The 19,724-nt window shown below is 58.8% G+C and carries 19 protein-coding genes and 1 riboswitch; of the genes, 8 read left to right on the top strand and 11 right to left on the bottom strand.

Going from position 1 to position 19,724, the window contains the following annotated elements:
• Nucleotides 1-8: 8 nt before the first annotated feature.
• On the bottom strand, nucleotides 9-386 hold the full coding sequence (crcB, locus tag D7S44_RS17670; RefSeq protein WP_120457070.1) for a fluoride efflux transporter CrcB: 378 nt from the start codon (nucleotides 384-386) through the stop codon (nucleotides 9-11).
• Between the two features lie 89 nt (nucleotides 387-475).
• A riboswitch (Fluoride riboswitch) is annotated at nucleotides 476-552 on the bottom strand.
• A gap of 36 nt (nucleotides 553-588) precedes the next feature.
• Nucleotides 589-738 (bottom strand): hypothetical protein, encoded by a 150-nt coding sequence (locus D7S44_RS23545; protein WP_158591277.1) that lies wholly within the window; start codon nucleotides 736-738, stop codon nucleotides 589-591.
• Between the two features lie 196 nt (nucleotides 739-934).
• On the opposite strand from D7S44_RS23545, the gene D7S44_RS17665 reads away from it, so the two are divergent.
• Nucleotides 935-1,861: a nucleoside hydrolase gene (locus tag D7S44_RS17665; protein WP_120457068.1), complete on the top strand. Its 927-nt coding sequence runs from the start codon at nucleotides 935-937 to the stop codon at nucleotides 1,859-1,861.
• On the opposite strand, the gene D7S44_RS17660 is transcribed toward D7S44_RS17665, so the two are convergent.
• Nucleotides 1,842-2,870: a zinc-binding alcohol dehydrogenase family protein gene (locus tag D7S44_RS17660; RefSeq protein WP_120457066.1), complete on the bottom strand. Its 1,029-nt coding sequence runs from the start codon at nucleotides 2,868-2,870 to the stop codon at nucleotides 1,842-1,844. The two genes, D7S44_RS17665 and D7S44_RS17660, sit on opposite strands and share 20 nt — an antisense overlap.
• A gap of 137 nt (nucleotides 2,871-3,007) precedes the next feature.
• Between D7S44_RS17660 and D7S44_RS17655 the strand changes: the two genes are divergently transcribed.
• On the top strand, nucleotides 3,008-3,910 hold the full coding sequence (locus D7S44_RS17655; protein ID WP_120457064.1) for a GntR family transcriptional regulator: 903 nt from the start codon (nucleotides 3,008-3,010) through the stop codon (nucleotides 3,908-3,910).
• A gap of 167 nt (nucleotides 3,911-4,077) precedes the next feature.
• On the top strand, nucleotides 4,078-5,430 hold the full coding sequence (locus D7S44_RS17650) for an MFS transporter (protein WP_120457062.1): 1,353 nt from the start codon (nucleotides 4,078-4,080) through the stop codon (nucleotides 5,428-5,430).
• 24 nt (nucleotides 5,431-5,454) lie between these two features.
• On the opposite strand, the gene D7S44_RS17645 is transcribed toward D7S44_RS17650, so the two are convergent.
• From D7S44_RS17645 to mntP, 5 genes are all read right to left on the bottom strand, one after another.
• The gene (locus D7S44_RS17645) at nucleotides 5,455-6,846 is read right to left on the bottom strand and encodes a hypothetical protein (protein ID WP_120457060.1); all 1,392 of its coding nucleotides are present in this window, start codon (nucleotides 6,844-6,846) and stop codon (nucleotides 5,455-5,457) included.
• Nucleotides 6,839-7,759, bottom strand: coding sequence for an alpha/beta fold hydrolase (locus D7S44_RS17640; protein ID WP_120457058.1), 921 nt, complete (start codon nucleotides 7,757-7,759; stop codon nucleotides 6,839-6,841). Before D7S44_RS17640 ends, D7S44_RS17645 begins: the two co-directional genes overlap by 8 nt.
• Nucleotides 7,760-7,894: 135 nt before the next feature.
• Nucleotides 7,895-8,731: a fumarylacetoacetate hydrolase family protein gene (locus D7S44_RS17635; protein ID WP_120457056.1), complete on the bottom strand. Its 837-nt coding sequence runs from the start codon at nucleotides 8,729-8,731 to the stop codon at nucleotides 7,895-7,897.
• 195 nt (nucleotides 8,732-8,926) lie between these two features.
• On the bottom strand, nucleotides 8,927-9,004 hold the full coding sequence (gene azuC / locus D7S44_RS24135; RefSeq protein ID WP_120457375.1) for a stress response protein AzuC: 78 nt from the start codon (nucleotides 9,002-9,004) through the stop codon (nucleotides 8,927-8,929).
• A 119-nt stretch (nucleotides 9,005-9,123) separates the two neighbouring features.
• Nucleotides 9,124-9,699 carry a manganese efflux pump MntP gene (mntP, locus tag D7S44_RS17625; RefSeq protein WP_120457054.1) on the bottom strand — a complete coding sequence of 192 codons (576 nt, stop codon included), beginning with the start codon at nucleotides 9,697-9,699 and terminating at the stop codon, nucleotides 9,124-9,126.
• A 302-nt stretch (nucleotides 9,700-10,001) separates the two neighbouring features.
• Between mntP and D7S44_RS17620 the strand changes: the two genes are divergently transcribed.
• The 3 genes from D7S44_RS17620 (at nucleotide 10,002) to D7S44_RS17610 (ending at nucleotide 15,050) form a co-directional block, all read left to right on the top strand.
• A complete protein-coding gene (locus D7S44_RS17620; RefSeq protein ID WP_120457373.1) occupies nucleotides 10,002-10,244 on the top strand; it encodes a DUF1158 domain-containing protein in 243 nt (80 codons plus the stop codon).
• Nucleotides 10,245-10,759: 515 nt separating this feature from the next.
• Nucleotides 10,760-12,373 (top strand): malate dehydrogenase (quinone), encoded by a 1,614-nt coding sequence (gene mqo / locus D7S44_RS17615; protein ID WP_120457052.1) that lies wholly within the window; start codon nucleotides 10,760-10,762, stop codon nucleotides 12,371-12,373.
• Nucleotides 12,374-12,665: 292 nt separating this feature from the next.
• Nucleotides 12,666-15,050: a phosphoketolase family protein gene (locus tag D7S44_RS17610; RefSeq protein ID WP_120457050.1), complete on the top strand. Its 2,385-nt coding sequence runs from the start codon at nucleotides 12,666-12,668 to the stop codon at nucleotides 15,048-15,050.
• On the opposite strand, the gene D7S44_RS17605 is transcribed toward D7S44_RS17610, so the two are convergent.
• A complete protein-coding gene (locus D7S44_RS17605) occupies nucleotides 15,047-15,628 on the bottom strand; it encodes a LysE family translocator (protein WP_120457048.1) in 582 nt (193 codons plus the stop codon). The genes D7S44_RS17610 and D7S44_RS17605 overlap by 4 nt on opposite strands.
• Nucleotides 15,629-15,763: 135 nt before the next feature.
• Between D7S44_RS17605 and D7S44_RS17600 the strand changes: the two genes are divergently transcribed.
• Nucleotides 15,764-17,251: an aminotransferase-like domain-containing protein gene (locus tag D7S44_RS17600; protein WP_120457046.1), complete on the top strand. Its 1,488-nt coding sequence runs from the start codon at nucleotides 15,764-15,766 to the stop codon at nucleotides 17,249-17,251.
• Here D7S44_RS17600 and D7S44_RS17595 read toward each other — a convergent pair.
• Complete coding sequence (locus D7S44_RS17595; protein WP_120457044.1) at nucleotides 17,218-17,841, bottom strand: glutathione S-transferase family protein; 624 nt, start codon at nucleotides 17,839-17,841, stop codon at nucleotides 17,218-17,220. The two genes, D7S44_RS17600 and D7S44_RS17595, sit on opposite strands and share 34 nt — an antisense overlap.
• Nucleotides 17,842-17,939: 98 nt before the next feature.
• On the opposite strand from D7S44_RS17595, the gene D7S44_RS17590 reads away from it, so the two are divergent.
• Entirely contained in the window at nucleotides 17,940-18,788 is an 849-nt protein-coding gene (locus D7S44_RS17590) for a PhzF family phenazine biosynthesis protein (protein WP_120457042.1), read from the top strand.
• A gap of 75 nt (nucleotides 18,789-18,863) precedes the next feature.
• Here the strand turns inward: D7S44_RS17590 and D7S44_RS17585 are convergent, their stop codons facing one another.
• Nucleotides 18,864-19,622, bottom strand: a complete 759-nt coding sequence (locus tag D7S44_RS17585; RefSeq protein ID WP_120457040.1) for an SDR family NAD(P)-dependent oxidoreductase — start codon at nucleotides 19,620-19,622, stop codon at nucleotides 18,864-18,866.
• Nucleotides 19,623-19,724: the final 102 nt, after the last annotated feature.

The raw sequence follows: 19,724 nt of genomic DNA, 5'->3' as shown, positions 1-19,724 counted from the left end.
TGCGTTGCTTAGCCGAGCGCATTCACCAGCGCAAAGCCGGCGAAGGTCATCAGCAGCGATCCGGTGACGTGCACCAGCACGCTCGCCATCGCCCACACATACTTTCCTGATTGTAGCAACATGAGAATTTCTGCCGAAAAAGTAGAGAAAGTCGTCAGGCCGCCGCATAAGCCGGTGACGATAAGCAGCTTCCAGGCGGGATCGAGGTGGGGATATTTGATAAACCAGGCCAGCGCTGCGCCGATAATAAATCCGCCAGCCAGATTAACCAGCAGCGTGCCCGGCGGCAGGCTGGGAAACAGCGCATTAAAACGCAGCGAGATTAGCCAGCGCAGCGTACAGCCTGCAGCGCCGCCCAGCATAACGGCGAACAGCGACTTCAACATGATTTGCTCCTGTAGTCGGCAATCGCGCAGGGTCGTGGCGGAGAGAATAGCAGCCTGACACACCAGTAACGCCTGCGAGAGGATTAGGGTTAATGTCAGGCGTCATCAGCCGCTGGGGTCGCCAGCAGGCGGTTGGGAAAGGTGGAACGCCATCACCTTAAGGCGTTGATAATACGACGATGCACCTGGAGAGACAAGCGGGTCAGGTGAGCAGCAGACGACGAAAAAGCAGTTTCTGAATGCTTTGCCGCGACGAGAGCAGCAGATGAACGAAGACATTCAGCAGCGCCAGCGAGTAGAAGATACGATAGCCTCCGCTGGTATAACATTCGCGATAGCGGCTGATGCCCAAGGCCAGCAGTTCGCTACAGATCGGACAGCCTTCCGGACAGAGCGCTACGCGCTGTTCGAACTCATCCAGCGCGCGTCGAATCAGGGCCGTCGGTTCATTACCTACACTGCTGATGGACCAAATTTAGACTTTAAAAAAACCATGAGCGACTGTTTTGTTGCTTTTTCAGGCAATATCCCGCTCCGCAGGAGAATTCATGCGTACTCTGATTTTCGATACCGACATCGGCGTAGACGACGCCTTTGCGCTGGCTTACGCAGCGCGGACGCAGCGACTGCTGGGCATCACTACGGTGTTCGGCAACGTGGCGGTGGGTCAGGCGGTGAAGAACGCCCGCCTGTTTTGTGAAAAGATGCAGATTGACGCGCCGATCTATCGCGGCTGCGCGCGCCCGCTGGCGCTGGCGCCCAGCGAACCGGCGAAACTGCATGGTGAGGATGGCTTAGGCGATGCGTTTGATAACGCGTACAGCGACATGGCGCCAGGCGCGGTGCAGTTTATTATCGACAGCGTGCGCGCACAGCCGCATGAAATTACGCTGGTAGCCATCGGCCCGCTGACCAATATCGCCAGCGCCATCAATCAGGCACCCGACATTATTCCGCTGGTAAAAGAGCTGGTGATTATGGGCGGCGCGTTCGGTACCGACGGCCATAGCGGCAACGTTACGCCCTTCGCCGAATTTAATATCTGGAAAGATCCGCACGCTGCCGACCAGGTACTCAGCTCGGCGCTGAAGGTGGTGGTCATGCCGCTCGACGTAACGCATAAGGTGTTGATCAGCGGCCAGGAGGTGCGGCAGCTTAACCAGCCGGTACTCAACGCCATTGTGCGGCCCTATCTTGCCTATAGCCTGCAAAAAGAGGGCTTCGACGGCATGGCGCTGCACGACACGCTGGCGATCGCCTGGCTCTGTCAGCCGGAGGCGTTTCAGCTGGCGGAAGGCCCGCTGCGCGTCATTACCGAAGGCATCGCGCGCGGCCAGACGGTACGCAAGCTGAGCGCGCTGGCGTCGCGGGAAGATCCGTTTCGCGATGTGCCCGCCCAGCGCGTGGCGCTGGGAGTCGATGCCGCGCAGGTGCGCGACCATTTCCTGCGCACGCTTAACGATCGAAGTGAATAACGCCTTTAATCAGCTCACGGTTGTTGATCACCTGCGGCTCGAAGCTTTCCGCCAGCGTCGAGAAGGCGAAATGCGCGTTGAGCATCATCTCGGCGCGCAGCTTGCCGCTCGCCATCAAATCGCGCACGCGGTCAAAATCTTCGCGCGTCGCATTGCGGCTGCCCATCAGGGTCGCTTCTTTTTTATGGAACTCGCTGTCTGGAATAACCAGATCGCCTTTGTGCAGGCCAACATAGACTACGGTGCCGCCGTGGCGCATCAGATTGACCGCGTTGTTCATCGCTGCCGGGCTGCCGGTCGCGTCGATCACCTTCAGCGCCAGCCTGCCGTTGAACTGCGCGCGCAGCGCGTCGTAAAAATCTTCGCGCGCGGGATCGAGCGCCGCCAGACCCAGCTCTTTCGCGACATGCGCGCGGCGGAAGTCGCTGGTGTCCGCTACCGCGACGCTGGCACCTGCCGCCGCCGCAATCGCCGCCACGCCCAGACCGATCGGCCCTGCGCCCACCACCAGCACATGTTCGCCCGCCGTGATTTGCGCCCGGCGCACCGCGTGTGCGCTGATCGCGAACGGCTCAATCAGCGCAGCGGTTTCCGGCGCGACCTCTTCTGCCTGCAGGAGATTGCTGGCGGGCACGGCGAGGAATTCGCAAAAGCCGCCATCCTGATGCACGCCGATCACTGAAATTTTTTCGCAGCAGTTGGTTTTCCCACTCTGGCAGGCGTCGCAGCGCAAACAGGAGATATAGGGGATCAGCGCCACGCGCTGGCCAGGCTCAACGCCCTGCGCCCCTTCGCCCAGCGCGACCACTTCGCCGCACAGCTCATGTCCCAGCACGCGCGGATAGCTGAAGAAAGGCTGATTGCCCGCCCAGGCGTGGATATCGGTGCCGCAAATACCGGCGGTGATGATTTTAATCAGCGCTTCGCCCGCCGCAGGCGCAGGTTGCTCACGCGTGGTCCAGACCATTTTCTTCGGTTCAGCGATGACCAGGCTTTTCATTGTCGTCATGGGAATTCTCCTGTTGTCCTGCCGCCTTTATGACGAATTGATCACAGACTGGCCGTTTTGCCCGCGCGATCTGTGAGGCGTGACGTTTTTTTTGGGATTTGAATGGTTTTTAATGAATAAAAACCCGGGGAGCATCCGTGAGCCGAAACCTGAATCTGCGCCAGAACGTCATCAACCAGATGCTGGAAGGGATCGCCCAGCACCATATCCGTTCGCCGCTACCGGCGCAGGCGGCGCTGGCGGAGATGTTCAATATCAGCCGCACCACGGTGCGCCATACGCTGCACTATCTGGAGCAGCGCGGCGTGCTGGAGAAGGTTGCGGGCACTTACGTGATTGTGCGTCAGCCGCAGGACGAGGATGGCTTCAGCGAGTTGTCCTCGCCGATTGAGCAACAGGCTAGCCAGTTTGAACAGGCGTTTTTCGAGATGATTAACCTGCGTCAGCTCGCGCCCGGCGACGCCTTTAGCGAACTACAGCTGGCGCAGCGGGTTAAGGTCAGTCCGGTGGTGGTGCGCGAGTTTCTGCTGCGCTTTATGCGTTACGATCTGCTGGAGCCAGTGAAGCGCGGCCGCTGGCGCATGAAGAAGTTTACGCTCGACTACGCCGACAAGCTGTTTGAACTGCGTGAAATGCTGGAAACCCATGCGCTGACGCGCTTTCTGAACCTGCCGTCGCAGGATGAGCGCTGGATTCAGGCCCGCGACCTGCTGGATCGCCACCGTGCGCTACGCGATACCATCGCCAGCGATTACCGCCAGTTCGCCGCGCTGGATAAAGAGCTGCATTCGCTGATCCTCTCCGCTGCCAACAACCCCTTTTTCAACCACTCGCTGGAGATCATCTCCGTTATTTTTCATTCGCACTATCAGTGGGATGAGCGCGATCTCAAGCAGCGCAATATCGTGGCGCTGGAGGAACATATGGCTTTGCTCTCCGCGCTTATCAGCCGCCAGGATGTCGATGCGCTGCTGGCATTGCATAACCACCTCGCCACGTCGCGCTCGTCGATGGCGCGCTCTATTCGCCAGTACAATTAAAAACCGATTAAAAACCGCAAAGCATTAGCTTCCGCACGAATCAGAAACAACTTCGCAACATCATGGCTGCATTGCTTCTAGTCTCGACTGCAACTCATGGCGGGCCGCTGGGCCGCTATGTTCTTTGACTTCAGATAACGATAACGACCCCGCTACGGGAGTAAGCCATGGAAAATACCTCAACTCGCGATGCTAAAAACCCGGCTGCCGATGGGCAACCAGGGCAGGAGTATGTGCCCGCGCGCAGCGACATCGTGCGCTCGCCGCGCATTCGCAAGATTCAGATCACCGCCATGCTGCTGCTGCTGTGCGCAGCCATCATCAACTATCTTGACCGCAGTTCGCTCTCGGTCGCCAACATGACGATCCGCGAGGAGCTGGGATTGAACGCCACGGAGATCGGCATGCTGCTCTCCGCCTTTTCGCTGGCGTATGGTCTGGCGCAGCTGCCCTGCGGCGCGCTGCTGGACCGTAAAGGCCCGCGCATTATGTTAGGCATCGGGATGTTTTTCTGGTCGCTGTTTCAGGCGGCCGCCGGGCTGGTGCATAACTTTACCCAGTTTATTCTGGTGCGTATCGGTCTCGGCATCGGCGAAGCGCCAATGAACCCGTGCGGCGTAAAGGTCATCAACGACTGGTTCAACATTAAAGATCGCGGCATGCCGATGGGCTTCTTTAACGCCGCCTCGATGATTGGGCTGTCGGTGGCGCCGCCGGTTCTGGCCGCGATGATGCTGGCGTTCGGCTGGCGCGGCATGTTTATTACCATTGGCGTGCTCGGCATGTTCCTGGCGATTGGCTGGTACATGCTTTATCGCGACCGCGACAACAATACCCTCAGCGCAGAGGAGATCCATTATCTGCAGGCGGGAAGCGTCGCGTCGCGCAAGGAGCCGCTGAGCTTCGCTGAATGGCGCGGCCTGTTTAAGCAGCGCACCATGTGGGGCATGATGATCGGTTTTAGCGGCATCAACTATACCGCCTGGCTCTACATCGCCTGGCTGCCAGGTTATCTGCAGTCGACCTACCATCTGGATCTGAAAAGCACCGGCCTGCTGGCGGCGATTCCGTTCCTGTTTGGCGCAGCGGGCATGCTGCTCAACGGCTATGCGGTGGATGCGCTGGTGCGTCGCGGCTTCGACGCCGTAAAAACCCGGAAGGTCTGCATTATCTCCGGCATGCTGCTGTCGGCAGCCTTTACCGCCTTCGTGACGCGCGCCACTGACACCACCAGCGCCGTAACGCTGATCGGTATGGCGCTGTTCTGTATCCACTTCGCGGGCACCTCCTGCTGGGGGCTGATCCACGCTAACGTCACGGCACGCATGACCGCGTCGGTGGGCAGTATCCAGAACTTCGCCAGCTTTGTATTCGCCTCTTTTGCGCCGGTCATCACCGGCTGGGTGCTGGATACTACTAAGTCGTTCAGCCTCGCGCTGATGATCTGCGCGGGTATCGCCGTGGCTGGCGCGCTCGCCTATCTGGTCCTGGTGCGTAAGCCCATTACCGACGGCGCATAATCACAGAGCCGGGCGTTCGCCCGGCTAGTTCAGCTTATGCAGCGTCACGCCGTGACGCGCACCATAGCGCTCAATGCCGCCGATCACCTTCTCTACGCTGAGCGGCGGCGGCGGCGCAAAGAGCGGCGCGCGTTCCCGCAGCGCGGTGTCAAAACGGGCAAAAGTGGCGAAATCGTGCGGGAAACGCTCGGTATCCACGCCGACAAAATCCCCGGCGTGCGTGGCGCGGTCAAGCAATTGCCGCCAACGTTCGACAGGCGCGATGCCGATGCTCTCCGTGCCGTGCGAAAAGAGCATCATATCGATATCGCGATAGCGCGGCTGGCGATCCAGAAAACGCGACAGCGTTGCCGCTGAGGGCTCGGTGCCGAACACCAGCCAGAAGGGAATGGCATGCTGGCGCATGGTGCACCAGGGGTCCATCAGCAGGAAACTATCGACCGTCAGACGCGTGGCGTGGATCCCCGCCGCCAGATACCAGTCACGGTAGATCTCTGCCACCACGAAACTCAACGCTTCGGGGTCCTGATAGCGTATCTCCAGCAGTTGCCAGTTCCGGTCGGCCGCCATCCTTTTTAACGGCGCTTTGATATATTCATCCAGCCCCCACTCCGCTTCCGGCACATTGTCGGTTGGCGTGGGCGCATTCCAGCGGCTGCGATCGCTTCCGTAGCGCGCCAGAAATTCCGCCACGCGCCCGCCGCCCTGCAGATACTCTTTCTCCGTCGCGCCGCCCAGCGCGCCGAACTGAAAGAAAGAGCGATCGCTGGTGCGCGTCACCGGCCACTGGCGCGTGCAGTGGTTGACGAACAGGGTGCTTTTATCCGGCAAACTGCGCATCAGGAATTCATTAAACGCCAGCGGCAGCGCGCGCAGCTTCAGGCGGAAATAGCTCATTTGATCGAGCATCAGCCTGTCCTGGTTCGGATCCTGCATATGGTGCACCGCCAGACGCGGCCAGGCAGCCAGCAGCGCCGCCGCCACTGCTTTGCCCTGCTCGAATCCCGCCTGCGCGTCGTCAGGATCGTTATTAAGGGAACGCACCGGACAGAGAAAAGTTTGCGGCAGCCAGGGCGCGCCCATCGCGGCGGCAAGATGCGTCAGCGCGCCGTTCGATGAGCCGATAAAAGCGGCAGGATAGTCACGCTCCGGATATTCGCTCACCATCCACTCGGCAATGCCTTCGACGTCGAGATCCCCTGCCTGCGCTTCGCTGATCCCCTCCGCCATGCCGCCAATGGCGTAGCCCCACTCTTTCAGCCGGGTCGGCAGACGATTGAGCGAAGGGAGCAGACGGTCCAGCATCGGCGACTGGCTTGGGCTGTCGAAGGGTTTGTCATGCAGAGCGTGGGCCAGCGCCATCAGCATGGCGGCGGCGGAGTCGAAGCGGGCGATGCCCTTCGGTGGTTTACTCATGCTGATTCTCCTGCTGAATGCGTGCCAGGAACGGACGAATGGCGTGGCAGAAACTCCAGGGATAAACGTAGTGCAGCGTATGGGTGCCGCCGCGCAGCGTCATTATCTCGCCTCGCGCCAGCAGCGCGCCCAGCTCTTCTACCCAGCGCGCAGGCGAAACCGCATCGCGCGAGCCGCGCAGAAGCAAGGTCGGCGCGTTGACGTAAGCCAGGCGCTGTTCAATACGATCGTGCAGCATCGCGCGCATGGTTTGCAGCGCACGCCAGAGTCCGGCTTTGGCATAGTCGATGCGCGCCAGCGATGCGGGAGAACGGTGCCGCTCAAGGCGGCCGTTGCGCCAGTCGCGCCAGGCCTGACGCACCAGACTGCGTGCGTGACGATCTACCGTTGGGCCTTGCAGCACTAACCCTGCCACCGCGTCAGGATGCCTGACAGCCAGCGCAGCAAGGATCTGGCAGCCAAAGGAGTTGCCTATCCAGATGGCGCGCGACAGCTGATTGTGTTGCAGCCACTCCCAGAGCGCGTCGGCCTGCTCGTCAACCGACAGCGTCGGCGCGGAAGGCGGCAACGCGCTGGCACCGAATCCAGGCAGATCCGGCACCAGAACGCGGTAATTATTGCCAAGCGCCAGCGCCAGTTCCTCCATCGCGCGGCCCGACATCACCAGCCCGTGCACCAGCACCAGCGGCAGACCGGGCGCGTCGTTGGGCGTGACGCGGGTAAACATGCGCCACTCGCCGACCTGTTGAAAATAGCCGGCCAGTCCCGCATGGTGACTGCGCGGCGAAACGGGCGGCGTCTGCTTTAAACGTCGCCATTGCTGAACGCCCCACCAGGTTGCCGCTGCGCCCAGCCCTAGCCCGGCCAGCAGCGCGCCGCTTTTCCAGCGCGTCGGTTTTTCCTTCCGCCTCATTACCCACTCCTGAAAATGGTTGTGTTACTTCAGTGTAGGCGGCGAAAGCGTGACCAGCAGGCGAGACGGGGGAAAGTTGTGGTGCGGTACAAAAGAAGAGGCTGCGATCGGGCACAATCGCAGCCAGCAGCGGGATCAGGCGATCACGTTGCGCAAGCGGCCAATCTTTTCGATTTCCACTTCCACCACGTCGCCGCTGAACATAAACAGCGGTGGCGTGCGTTTCTTACCGACGCCGCCCGGCGAGCCGGTGAAAATGACGTCGCCCGGCGAGAGCGGACTAAAAGCGGAAATATATTCGATGATATTCGCCACCTTGTGCACCATGCTGCCGGTGGTGTCGTTCTGCACTTCGCGACCGTTCAGGAAGGTTTTAATCGCCAGCGCCTGCGGATCGCCGACAGCTTCGGCAGTGGTCATCCACGGCCCGAAGCCGCCGGTCTGCGGCCAGTTTTTCCCGGCGGTGAACCAGGTAAACTGCATATCGCGCACCGTCGCATCCATAAAACAGCTGTAGCCGGCGACATATTCCAGCGCCTGCGCCGCTTTTACCTGATGCGCAGGTTTGCCGATGATAACCGCCAGCTCTCCCTCATAATCAAACTCGCTGGTGGTCGCTGGCTTCAGCAGCGGCCGGTCGTGTCCGGTCAGCGAGTCGGCGAAGCGAATAAACAGCGTAGGGGCATCCAGGGTCTCGGAGAACTCTTTGCGCTTGTCGGCGTAGTTCATGCCGACGCAGAAGACTTTGCCTGGATTTTCAATCACCGGCAGGAACTGCAGTGCGGAAAAAGCGTAGTCAGCCGGCATCTCGCGAAAAGCGGCCAGGTCAGCCATGGAAGAACGTTCAAGAAAGGTTTTCAAATCCGGGCACTGCGCGCCCAGGCGCAATCCGACATCTACCACGCCGTTCTCACGCACGATGCCAAAACTTTTTCTTGCCTGGTCAGGAAGATAAAAACTGCAAAGCTGCATTACTGCCTCGTTGTTATAGGAAAATTCGCGCGCAGGTTAGCAAAAGATAAGATAAAAATCGTACAGACTTTCGCTCATCCGATCTGTCGACGGAGCGCAGACCGCATGACACAGCAACAGTTCAGCACGGTCTGAAGCGAGATGATAATCACGGGTTATGAGCTGCCCGCGGTGCCAGGCGCTGCTGGCAGCAGATTAGTACATTGCGCCGGGGGGAACGTATTTGAAGGTCTCAACGTAAGCGCGGAAGACGTATTTTACTAAGCGTTTCATAGATCACCTGATTCAAAATTTGTTGAATAAATGCAGTGAAAGTATAGCTTTTGTGCATTTTACAGGCAATAAATTTTGAAGCAGATCACAAAAACAGCATTAATTTTCTGCGCAAGGCGTTAAGAGAAGAGATTGAGATGCTGGATAAGGATGGTGCAGCCAATTGAAATCAACACCAGCCCGCCGAGCACTTCCGCCCACTTGCCCAGTACAGGACCGACTAAGCCGCCAACCAGCACGCCCGTGGTCGCCATGATCGTCGTCGCCATACCGATGGTTAGCGCCGTCGCGATGATATTAACCTGCAAGAAGGCCAGACCGACGCCGACCGCCAGCGCATCGAGACTGGTGGCGACCGCGGTGGTCGCAAGCACCATAAAACCATGGCGCTGCGGCGCTTCGCACGGCTCAGCCGTCGCTGTCTGTCGAAAACCTTCCATCATCATGCGGCCGCCGAGGAACGCCAGCAGAAAGAAGGCGACCCAGTGGTCCCAGGCCATCACATAGCGGCTGGCGGCCAGCCCTGCGGCCCAGCCAATTAACGGCGTCAGCGCTTCAATGGCACCAAAAATCAGACCGGTGCGCAGCGCCTCTTTGAATCCGGGGCGATGCAACGCCGCGCCTTTGCTTAACGCAGCGGCAAACGCGTCCATCGACATTCCGAAGGCAAGGATCAGGGTTGCGATAAAAGTCATAATGGCTAATGTCAGGGTAAAAAGCGTTCAGAAACCCGCTTTTTACCGCAATAAAGGTTCAGTCTGGTAAAAGAGCGCGCAGTCTAACACGCATCCTGCCTGATAAAAAGACAAGAAAATCATGGGTTTAAGTATAGCAAAGGCTATAACTTTTATCGTTCGCTATGTTTTACCGCTAAGTTAATGGTACTTAAGCCTTTTCTCAGGATAAAAATGGTACGCGGCCCTACAGCAACCACGGGGATTGAACCCTGGCGCGGATTACCGGAAAATAGCCGCGCTGATTAATGCGGAACCTGCTGATGAAAAACCCCTTTGAATCCCTGATTATTCCCGGCGGCATTTTGCTGCTTGGCTTTCTTTCTGCTTTGCTGTTGCCCGCGCCGAATTTCGGTCTGACTATGGCTAAAAGCCTGACGCAACGGCTGCACTTGCAGGATATCAACCAGCTCTACACCCTGATTTTTTGCGTGTGGTTCCTGCTGCTGGGCGCGATCGAGTTTTACGTCATCCGCTTTATTTATCGCCGCTGGTTTCGTCCCTGATGCTCTGGCCTGCCCGTGGCGGTTTTTGCGCCGAAGCGGGCAGTTAAGAATCACAAAAATGTAACATTATTTTTACAGAATCGACTGAAAAACCCCCCCTCATAAAAAATTCTTTATCGTTCTCTTTTTGCTTAAACCATTCAAATCAAAAACTTATAAAATAAGGCGAATTCTTCTCCATTTCCTGTCTTGCACTGTCATTGTGCATTTACGCAACATCATATTCGGTTAACCTGCTGAGTTTTCGGTAAAAAATTCCTTATAGCCGCCAGCCTGAGATGATTAATTCTTATGCTGAATCATTTCTGCATTTAAAAAATAAACAAATGTTTAATTCAGAGGCGAGAATGTTATATTCAATGGACAAAGCATAACGTGCAGTTAACCTGCATCCCGCTTAAACGAACCTGAGTCTTAACCTTTGAGAAATAGCGCAACGCGTTCCCAAGAAGCGCGGCTATTTCGCCTGCGAACCTGTTGAGCATCAGGTCAACAGAGAGAGGAGATGTCGCCTCATGTGCAAGACAGCTTTAAGCCTTACGCTCGCAATGAGCGCCACTGGCATGGAAAAACCACAGATGTCCGAGCGTAAAGACGTTGATGTGCTGCTGATCGGCGCTGGCGTGATGAGCGCGACGTTAGGCGCCTGGCTACAGGAGCTGGAGCCGGACTGGACCATTGAAATGGTCGAGCGTCTCGAGAGCGTGGCGGAAGAGTCCTCTAACGGCTGGAATAATGCCGGTACCGGCCATGCCGCGCTGGCGGAGCTAAACTATACGCCGCAAAAGGCGGATGGCAGCATCGACATCAGCAAAGCGCTGGCGATCAATGAATCCTTCCAGATTTCCCGTCAGTTCCTGGCGTATCAGGTTCAGAAGGGGCGTCTTCATTCGCCTGAACGTTTTATTAACAGCACGCCGCATATGAGTTTTGTCTGGGGCGAAGAGAACGTAGCTTTCCTGCGCAAGCGTTATCAGGCGCTGCAGAAAAGCACGCTGTTCCGCGGCATGGCCTACTCTGAAGATCCGCAGCAGATTGCCGAGTGGATCCCGCTGGTAATGAAAGGACGCGATCGCCGACAGAAAGTGGCGGCGACCTGGACGGAAATGGGCACTGACGTCAACTTCGGCGAAGTGACGCGCCAGCTGATCGCTTCGCTGGAGAAGCACCCTGGCTTCCGCCTGCGTCTGCGTCAGGAAGTGCACGATCTTAAACGCCTGAGTGACGGCCGCTGGCAGGTCACGCTGCATGCGCTGGCCACCGGCGAGAAACGCGTGTTGACGGCGAAAAACGTCTTTATCGGCGCGGGCGGCGCGGCGCTGCCGCTGCTGCAGAAAAGCGGCATTCCGGAAGTCAGCGGTTATGCCGGTTTCCCGGTAGGCGGCTCCTTCCTCGTCACCGAGAATCCAGACGTGGTACGCCAGCATATGGCGAAGGTATATGGCAAAGCCTCGGTCGGCGCGCCGCCGATGTCGGTGCCGCACGTCGATACGCGCGTGCTGGACGGCAAAAGGGTGCTGCTGTTTGGCCCATTCGCCACCTTCTCGACTAAATTCCTGAAACAGGGTTCGCTGCTGGATATGTTCGGTTCAATGAACAGCGGCAACCTGCTGCCGATGATGAACGTCGGGCTGAAGAATTTCGATCTGGTGAAATATCTGGTCGATCAGGTGCTGCAGAGCGACGCCGATCGCATGGAGGCACTGCGCACCTACGTGCCGGATGCGCATCCGGACGACTGGCGTCTGGTTACCGCTGGCCAGCGCGTGCAGATCATTAAAAAAGATGCCAAAGAGGGCGGCGTGCTGCGTCTCGGCACTGAAGTCGTCACCTCGCAGGATGGCTCTATCTCCGCCCTGCTCGGCGCCTCGCCGGGCGCATCGACCGCAGCGCCTATTATGCTGGAGCTGATGGCGAAAGCCTGGCCGGAGCAAATGGCCTCGACTGAATGGCAGAACCGCATTCGCGCCGTTGTGCCTTCCTGGGGCCGCAAGCTCAACGGCGACGTGGCGCTGACGGAGAAAGTGCTGGCGGATACCAGCCGCCTCCTGAAGCTCGCCTACTCGCCGGTTACCCCTGGCGCGGCGAACGACGAAGGGCGCGAAACCGCCCATGTCGTCGGCAAATAAAGCGTTTTGACAAAAAAGCCTCGCATTAGCGAGGCTTTTTTTTTCGGCCGTGGCGCCTGAACAACGCGTATTAACCGATCGCTAAAACGCTAACAGAGCATCCCTGTCCCAGCCTGCTTTTCCGGCGCTCACTATGGCGCGGGACGCTTTGCTCGTCAGTTTATACTCCCCGCGCTGTTAACTTTTGTGCACCCGACGTCCTTGCCCGTCGCCTGGTCGAGTTGCGGATTCTCTATTAGGGTTAATGAAACGCTTTTACCTGTCACCGTTTCGCTAACCAGGAGAATGCCCGATGTCACAATCGACCGCTGCCAGTGAGTTGCAACTGCTGGATCGCTACTGGCGCGCCGCCAACTACCTGTCCGTCGGGCAAATTTACCTGATGGCGAACCCGCTGCTGCGCGAGCCGCTGCAGCCGGAACATATTAAGCCTCGTCTGCTGGGACACTGGGGCACCACGCCAGGCCTCAATTTTATCTACGCGCACCTGAACCGCATTATTCGCCAGCGCGACCTGAATCTTATCTATATCTGCGGGCCGGGCCACGGCGGGCCGGGCATGGTGGCGAATACCTGGCTGGAAGGTAGCTACAGCGAAATCTATCCGCATATCAGCGACGATGCCGAAGGCATGCAGCGCCTGTTTAAGCAGTTCTCCTTTCCCGGCGGCATTCCGAGCCACGCCGCGCCGGAAACGCCGGGGTCGATCAACGAAGGTGGCGAACTGGGTTACTCGCTGTCGCACGCGTTTGGCGCGGCTTTCGATCATCCGGATCTGATCGTGCCCTGCGTGATCGGCGACGGCGAGGCAGAAACCGGCCCGCTGGCGTCGAGCTGGCATGGCATTAAGTTTCTCAATCCCCAGCGCGACGGCGCAGTGCTGCCGATCCTGCATCTCAACGGTTATAAAATCGCTAACCCGACTATTTTGGGTCGCGCCAGCGATGACGATCTGCAACAGCTATTCCGCGGGTATGGCTATGAACCGCTGTTCGTCAGCGGCCACGAACCAGAGAAGATGCATCAACAGATGGCCGCCACGCTGGAAAACGCCTTTGATAACATCGCCGCTTTCCAGCAGGCGGCGCGTACGGGCGGCGAGCAGGACGGCATTCCGCGCTGGCCGATGATTATTCTGCGCAGTCCCAAAGGCTGGACTGGCCCGCAGGAAGTCGACGGGAAAAAAGTGGAGGATTTCTGGCGTGCGCACCAGGTGCCGGTAGCGGCCTGTCGCGAAGATGCGGGGCATCGCCAGATTCTGGAACAGTGGCTGCGTAGCTATCAGCCGGACGATCTGTTCGACGAGCAGGGTCGCCTGAAACCAGAGCTGCGCGCGCTGGCGCCGCAGGGTGATAAACGCATGGGGGCCTCCCCCTACGCCAACGGTGGAGTGCTGCGCCGCGAGCTTAAAACGCCCGATATCCGCGATTTCGCCTTTGATGTGAAAGAGCCTGGCTCACAGCTGGCGCAGGCCACCGAGCAGTTTGGCCGCTATCTGGCGGAGATTTTTGCGCGCAATCAGCATAACTTCCGCCTGTTCGGCCCCGATGAAACCGCCTCGAACCGCCTGACGCCGGTCTTCGATGTCACCAGCCGCACCTGGCTGGAGCCGGTTAAACCCTACGACGAGCAGCTGGCGCGCGATGGCCGCGTGATGGAAATCCTTAGCGAACATCAGTGTCAGGGCTGGCTCGAAGGCTATCTGCTGACCGGCCGACACGGCCTGTTTAACTGCTACGAAGCCTTTATCCATATTGTCGATTCGATGTTTAACCAGCATGCCAAATGGCTGAAGGTGACGCGCAAGCTCGGCTGGCGCAAGCCAGTCTCCTCGCTTAACTATCTGCTCTCTTCGCATGTCTGGCGGCAGGATCACAACGGCTACAGCCATCAGGATCCCGGCTTTATCGATCACGTCGCCAATAAAAAGGCGGATATCGTGCGCATCTATCTGCCGCCCGATGCCAATACGCTGCTGTGGGTCGGCGATCACTGCCTGCGCACCTGGGACCGCATCAATGTGATTGTGGCGGGCAAACAGCCCTCGGCGCAGTGGCTGGATATGGAGAGCGCCATTGCGCACTGCGAAGCGGGAATGGGCGAGTGGCGCTGGGCAGGCACCACGCCGCAGGGCGAGGAGCCTGATGTGGTTATGGCCTGCGCGGGCGACGTACCTACGCTGGAGACGCTGGCGGCGGTGGATCTGCTGCGTGGGTACCTGCCCGACCTGCGTATTCGCGTGGTGAATGTGGTGGACCTGATGGCGCTACAGACCCAGGAGCAGCACCCTCACGGCAAAAGCGAAGAGGAATTCGACGCGCTGTTCACCCTCGATAAGCCGGTGATTTTCGCCTTCCATGGCTACCCGACACTGGTGCATCGCCTCGCCTATCAGCGTAAAAACCACCGTAATTTCCACGTGCGCGGCTTCAATGAAGAAGGCACCACCACCACGCCGTTTGATATGACGGTGCTTAATGAGCTGGACCGCTATCATCTGGCGCAGGAGGCGATTCTGCGCGTGCCGGGCCTGGCGGATCGGCATCCGGAGTTGCTGGATGATTTGCAGGAGCGCATTGCCGAGCACCATCGCTACGTACGCGAGTATGGCGAAGACGTGCCGGAAGTGCGCAACTGGAAATGGCCGTCGCAGACCGGCTCCGGCGCGCCGGATTAACGCAGCGCGTCTACCAGCATCCATAACGTCGTGGCGACCAGCGACAGCGCCATTACGCTGTTGAAGAGACGACGCTTCCACGGCGTTTGCAGATGCAGGCCCAGCCGATCCCCCAGCGCCGCCCAGATAAGGATGCAGGGCAGGTTCACCAGCCCGAAGCCGAGCATGACCGGCAGCAGACCGCTTTGCGCGCTCCAGAGCAGCGCCACGTTAGTCGCCATCAGCCAGGCTTTGGGATTCACCGCCTGAAAGCCGATGGCGCCTGCGATGGTCATGGGATGCGCCTTTTCCCGCTGCGCCGGGGCGTCCGCGCGCCAGATTTTCCACGACAGCCAGAGTAAATAAGCGCAACCTGCGACCGTCAGCGGCACTCTGACGGCACCCATCCAGCTCAGCAGCCACTCCAGCGCCAGCACCGCCAGTGCGGTTTGCAGCAGGCAGCCAAGCAGGACGCCGGAGATCATCGGCAGCGTGCGCCGCAGACCGAAATTAACCCCGGAGGTCGCCAGCAGCAGATTGTTGGGGCCGGGCGTAATAGACATAACGGTGACGTAGCTGAAAAAGGAGGGATCGAGCATGTCGGCATTCTCGTTTAAGAAACAGGCCTCTATGCTAGGGCGCGAAAAGAATTGGTAACAGAGACACAAAATCACTATTGTCATGGTTACAGTTTAGAATTTTACCTATTGTACCCATGACTCGCGGAGGCTTTTGTGTCCCTTGCTTTCTCTGCCGATCAGCCACTCTACTATCAGCTTGCCGACAGTTTCGCCGAGGCGATCCATCAGGGCACGCTGAAGCCTGGCAAACGCCTGCCCGCTATTCGCCGGGTGGCGCAGACTCATCAAATCAGCATCAATACCGTACTGAACGCCTGGCAACTGCTGGAAGACCGCGGCCTGATCGAGGCGCGTCCCCAGTCCGGCTACTATGTGCGCAGCGTACTGCCCGCCCTGACGCGACCTGTAGCACACCGCGCGCGCATTAAAGATCCGAGCAGCGAAAAGCTCGACCTGATCGATCAGGTGTTCGCCGCGCAGAATCATCCCGATTACGTCAATATTTCGCTGGCCTGCCCGCAGGATGGCGAACTTTATCCCTCGGCGCGTCTGAGCCGCATTACCGCTTCGCTGCTGCGGCGCAACCCCGATTTGATCGGCCGCTATGCGCTTCCACCTGGTAGTGAGCGCTTACGGGAGGAGATAGCGCGCCGCGCGCTGCATGCGGGCGTGTCGCTGACCAGCGAAGAGATCACTCTGACCCACGGCTGTATGGAGGCGCTACAGCTGGCGCTGCGCGCGGTAACGCAGCCAGGCGACTGCGTTGGGCTGGAGTCGCCGACCTACTTCTTCCTTTTTCCGCTGCTGGCGTCGCTGGGGCTGAAGGCGCTGGAGATTCCTACCGATCCGCAGCACGGGCTTTCGCTCGACGCGCTGGAGATGCTGCTGCAGGAGAAGCGCATTCAGGCGCTAATCGCTATGCCGAGCGCGCAAAATCCGCTGGGCTGCTGCATGTCGCGACAGAACAAACAGCGGCTGGCGAAGTTAGTTAATACTTACAACGTTCCTCTGCTGGAAGACGGGTTATATGACGAACTCCAGTTCGACTGGCCGCTCTCGCCTGCCGTAAAGTCATTCGATAGCGAAGGCTGGGTGATCTACTGCACCAGCTTTACCAAAACCGTCGCGCCCGACTTTCGTATCGGCTGGATCGCGGCAGGCCGTTTCCATGAGGCGATTGCGCGTCTGAAAGCGGTCTCCTCCATGGCGGAATCCCGGCTGCTGTCGGAGACCCTGGCGGAATTTCTCGCCAACGGCGGGTATGATCATCACCTGCGCACGCTGCGTCGCCGCTATGCCGCCAATATGGATGAGGCGCGCGGCCTGATCGCTCGCCATTTTCCGCAGGGAACGCGCGCGACGCTGCCGCGCGGCGGGTTTGTTTTTTGGGTCGAACTGCCGGAAAAGGTTGATACCGTGGCGATGTTTCACCGCCTGCTGCAGGAGCAGATCTGCGTTACGCCCGGCGCGCTCTATTCGCTAAGCGAGCGCTATAATCATGCGCTGCGCCTCTCCTGCTGTTACCCCTTTGACGATCGCTATACCTGGGCGCTGAAGCGCACCGGCGCTGTCGCCTGTGAGCTGGCGGGAGTCGCGCCTGGGCTCGATCAGGGTTTGCCGTTGCGTCCCCAGACCGTGTAAGGGTGGCGTTCGGTGAGGCGTTCATAGTAGTTACGCACCGCAGGCAGGCTGGGATGATCAAGCGGGGTTTCATACCAGCGGTTTACCGCCAGCCCGACGCCGATATCTGCCAGGGTAAAGTTGCGGCCTGCGACATAGCGCCCGGTTTTCTCCAGCTGCTGGTTGAGAATGCCCATAGTGTGCGCCCACCCTTTGCAGGCCGCCGCCAGCAGGCGCGGATCCTGATGTGCAGGCGAATTGCGCACCAGCGACATAAAAGCGTAGCGCCAAGAGGTATTGAGTTCGGTGGACTGCCAGTCCATCCACTGATCGACCGGGGCGCGGGCGCGCGGATTTTGCGGATAGAGCCAGTCGCCTTCATAGGCATTAGCCAGGTAGCGCAGGATGGCGTTCGACTCCCACATGACGAAGTCGTCATCAATGAGTACAGGGATCAGTCCATTGGGATTAAGGGCGAGAAATTCCGGTTTACGCAGCGAGTCAGGGTCGGCGCCCCACTCCTCGCGCTCATAGTCGAGATCCAACTCGTCACAAAGCCAGAGCACTTTACGCACGTTGATTGACGAGTCGCGCCCAAGGATTTTCAGCATAACGGTCTCCTGCAGGAATTGTTAACATATTGATAACCCTGTCAGGCAATAAACGCAAATCTCGGGCATGGAAATGCCCTGTTGAGAAAGGAGCAGCAATGAACGTCGCGTTTAAGCAAGTAGATGTCTTTACCTCATCAGCCTTTAACGGCAACCCGCTGGCGGTGATTATGGATGCGCAGGGACTGAGCGACGACCAGCTGCTGGCTATTGCCCGCTGGACCAATTTATCAGAGACCACCTTTGTACTGCCGCCGCAGCATCCGCAGGCTGACTATCGCGTACGCATCTTTACCGTTGAAGGCGAGCTGCCGTTTGCCGGTCATCCTACGCTGGGTACGGCGCACGCGCTGCTCGAAGCGGGCTGGCCGACGAAAAAACCGGGTGAAATTGTGCAGGAGTGCGGCGTCGGCAACGTGACGGTCAGCATCGCCGCCGACGGTATGCTGGCGTTTGCCGCGCCCGAGGCGAGCATTACGTCCTTCACCGACGCGTTAATGGGCAATGCGCTGAACTGTGAACTGTTCGATACCACGCAAACGCCCGTCGTTGTCGATATGGGCATCCGCTGGTTGCTGATCCCGATGATTAGCGCCGACGCGGTGCTGGCGATTCAGCCCGCCGTCAGTGATTTACAGCGTCTTATCACTCATGCAGGCGCCAACGGCGTTATGCCGTTCGGCCCGCTGCCGCACGGCGAGAGCGAGCAGTACGAGGTGCGCGGCCTGCTGGTGGAGAACGGCAGCCTGACGGAAGATCCCATTACCGGCAGCGCCAACGCCTGCCTGGCGCGCTATTTTGCCGCCCAGGGGCAGAGGCGAGATTACCGGGCGCGTCAGGGGACGGCGATTCAGCGCGCGGGCCGCGTAGCGGTGCGCTACGAGGGCGACACGATCTGGATCGGCGGAAAGACCGTTACGGTAATTGACGGCACCATCGCGCTGTAGCCTCAACGCTGCAGGTCCGGTACCGCCACTCGATTGCCAAGTCGCGCGGGGCAAGCGCGCGCCTGCAAGCAGTACCTATAGCGCCTGACCGCCTGACGCTTCAATGCGCTGCGCCGTGATCCAGCCAGTTTCGTCGCTGAGGATGGCGCTGATAGCGTCGCCGATATCATCCGGCTGGCCTACACGCCCCAGCGCGGTAAAGGCCGCGATGGTATCGTTGATTTCCTTGTTATCGCGCACGCGGCCGCCACCGAAATCAGTCTCAATGGCACCCGGCGCCAGAATATTGACGCGAATGCGACGTTCGCCCAGCTCTTTCGCCTGATAACGCGTCAGCACTTCCATCGCGCCCTTCATGGCGGCGTAGGTGCCGGAGCCGGGATAGGTCATGCGCGTCAGGCCGCTGGAGATATTCAGTATCCGTCCGCCGTCGTTGATCAGCGGCAGCAGCTTCTGCGTCAGGAAATAGGGGCCTTTAAAATGGACGTTAACCAGCGCGTCGAACTCCTCCTCTGTGGTCTCGCTAAATAGCTTATAGTGACCATGTCCGGCATTGTTGACTAAGTAATCAAAGCGCTCCCGCTGCCAGCTGTTTTTCAGCGCCTCTTTGACCTGCGCGACAAAGCCGTCGAACTGGCGGCTGTCGCCGACATCCAGCTTTAGCGCGACCGCGCGGCTGCCGAGCGCCTCGATCTCTTTCACCAGCGCCTCAGCTTCTTCACCATGGCTGCGCCAGGTAAAAAGAATATCGACGCCCTTTGAAGCCAGTTTTAACGCCGCATTCTTGCCTAAACCGCGGTTCGCGCCAGTTATCAATGCAATTTTATGAGTCATGTTTCGATCCTGTTGCAAAATTGAACACCAAATCAGGATATTCCCGAATAATTGATCTATAAACGCTTGGGAATACGCAGCACTGTTTCACTTACAACAACA

Source organism: Pantoea piersonii (assembly GCF_003612015.1).
GTDB lineage: Bacteria > Pseudomonadota > Gammaproteobacteria > Enterobacterales > Enterobacteriaceae > Pantoea > Pantoea piersonii.
Note: the sequence above shows the minus strand (reverse complement) of the source record. Positions and strands in the feature narration are given on the sequence as shown.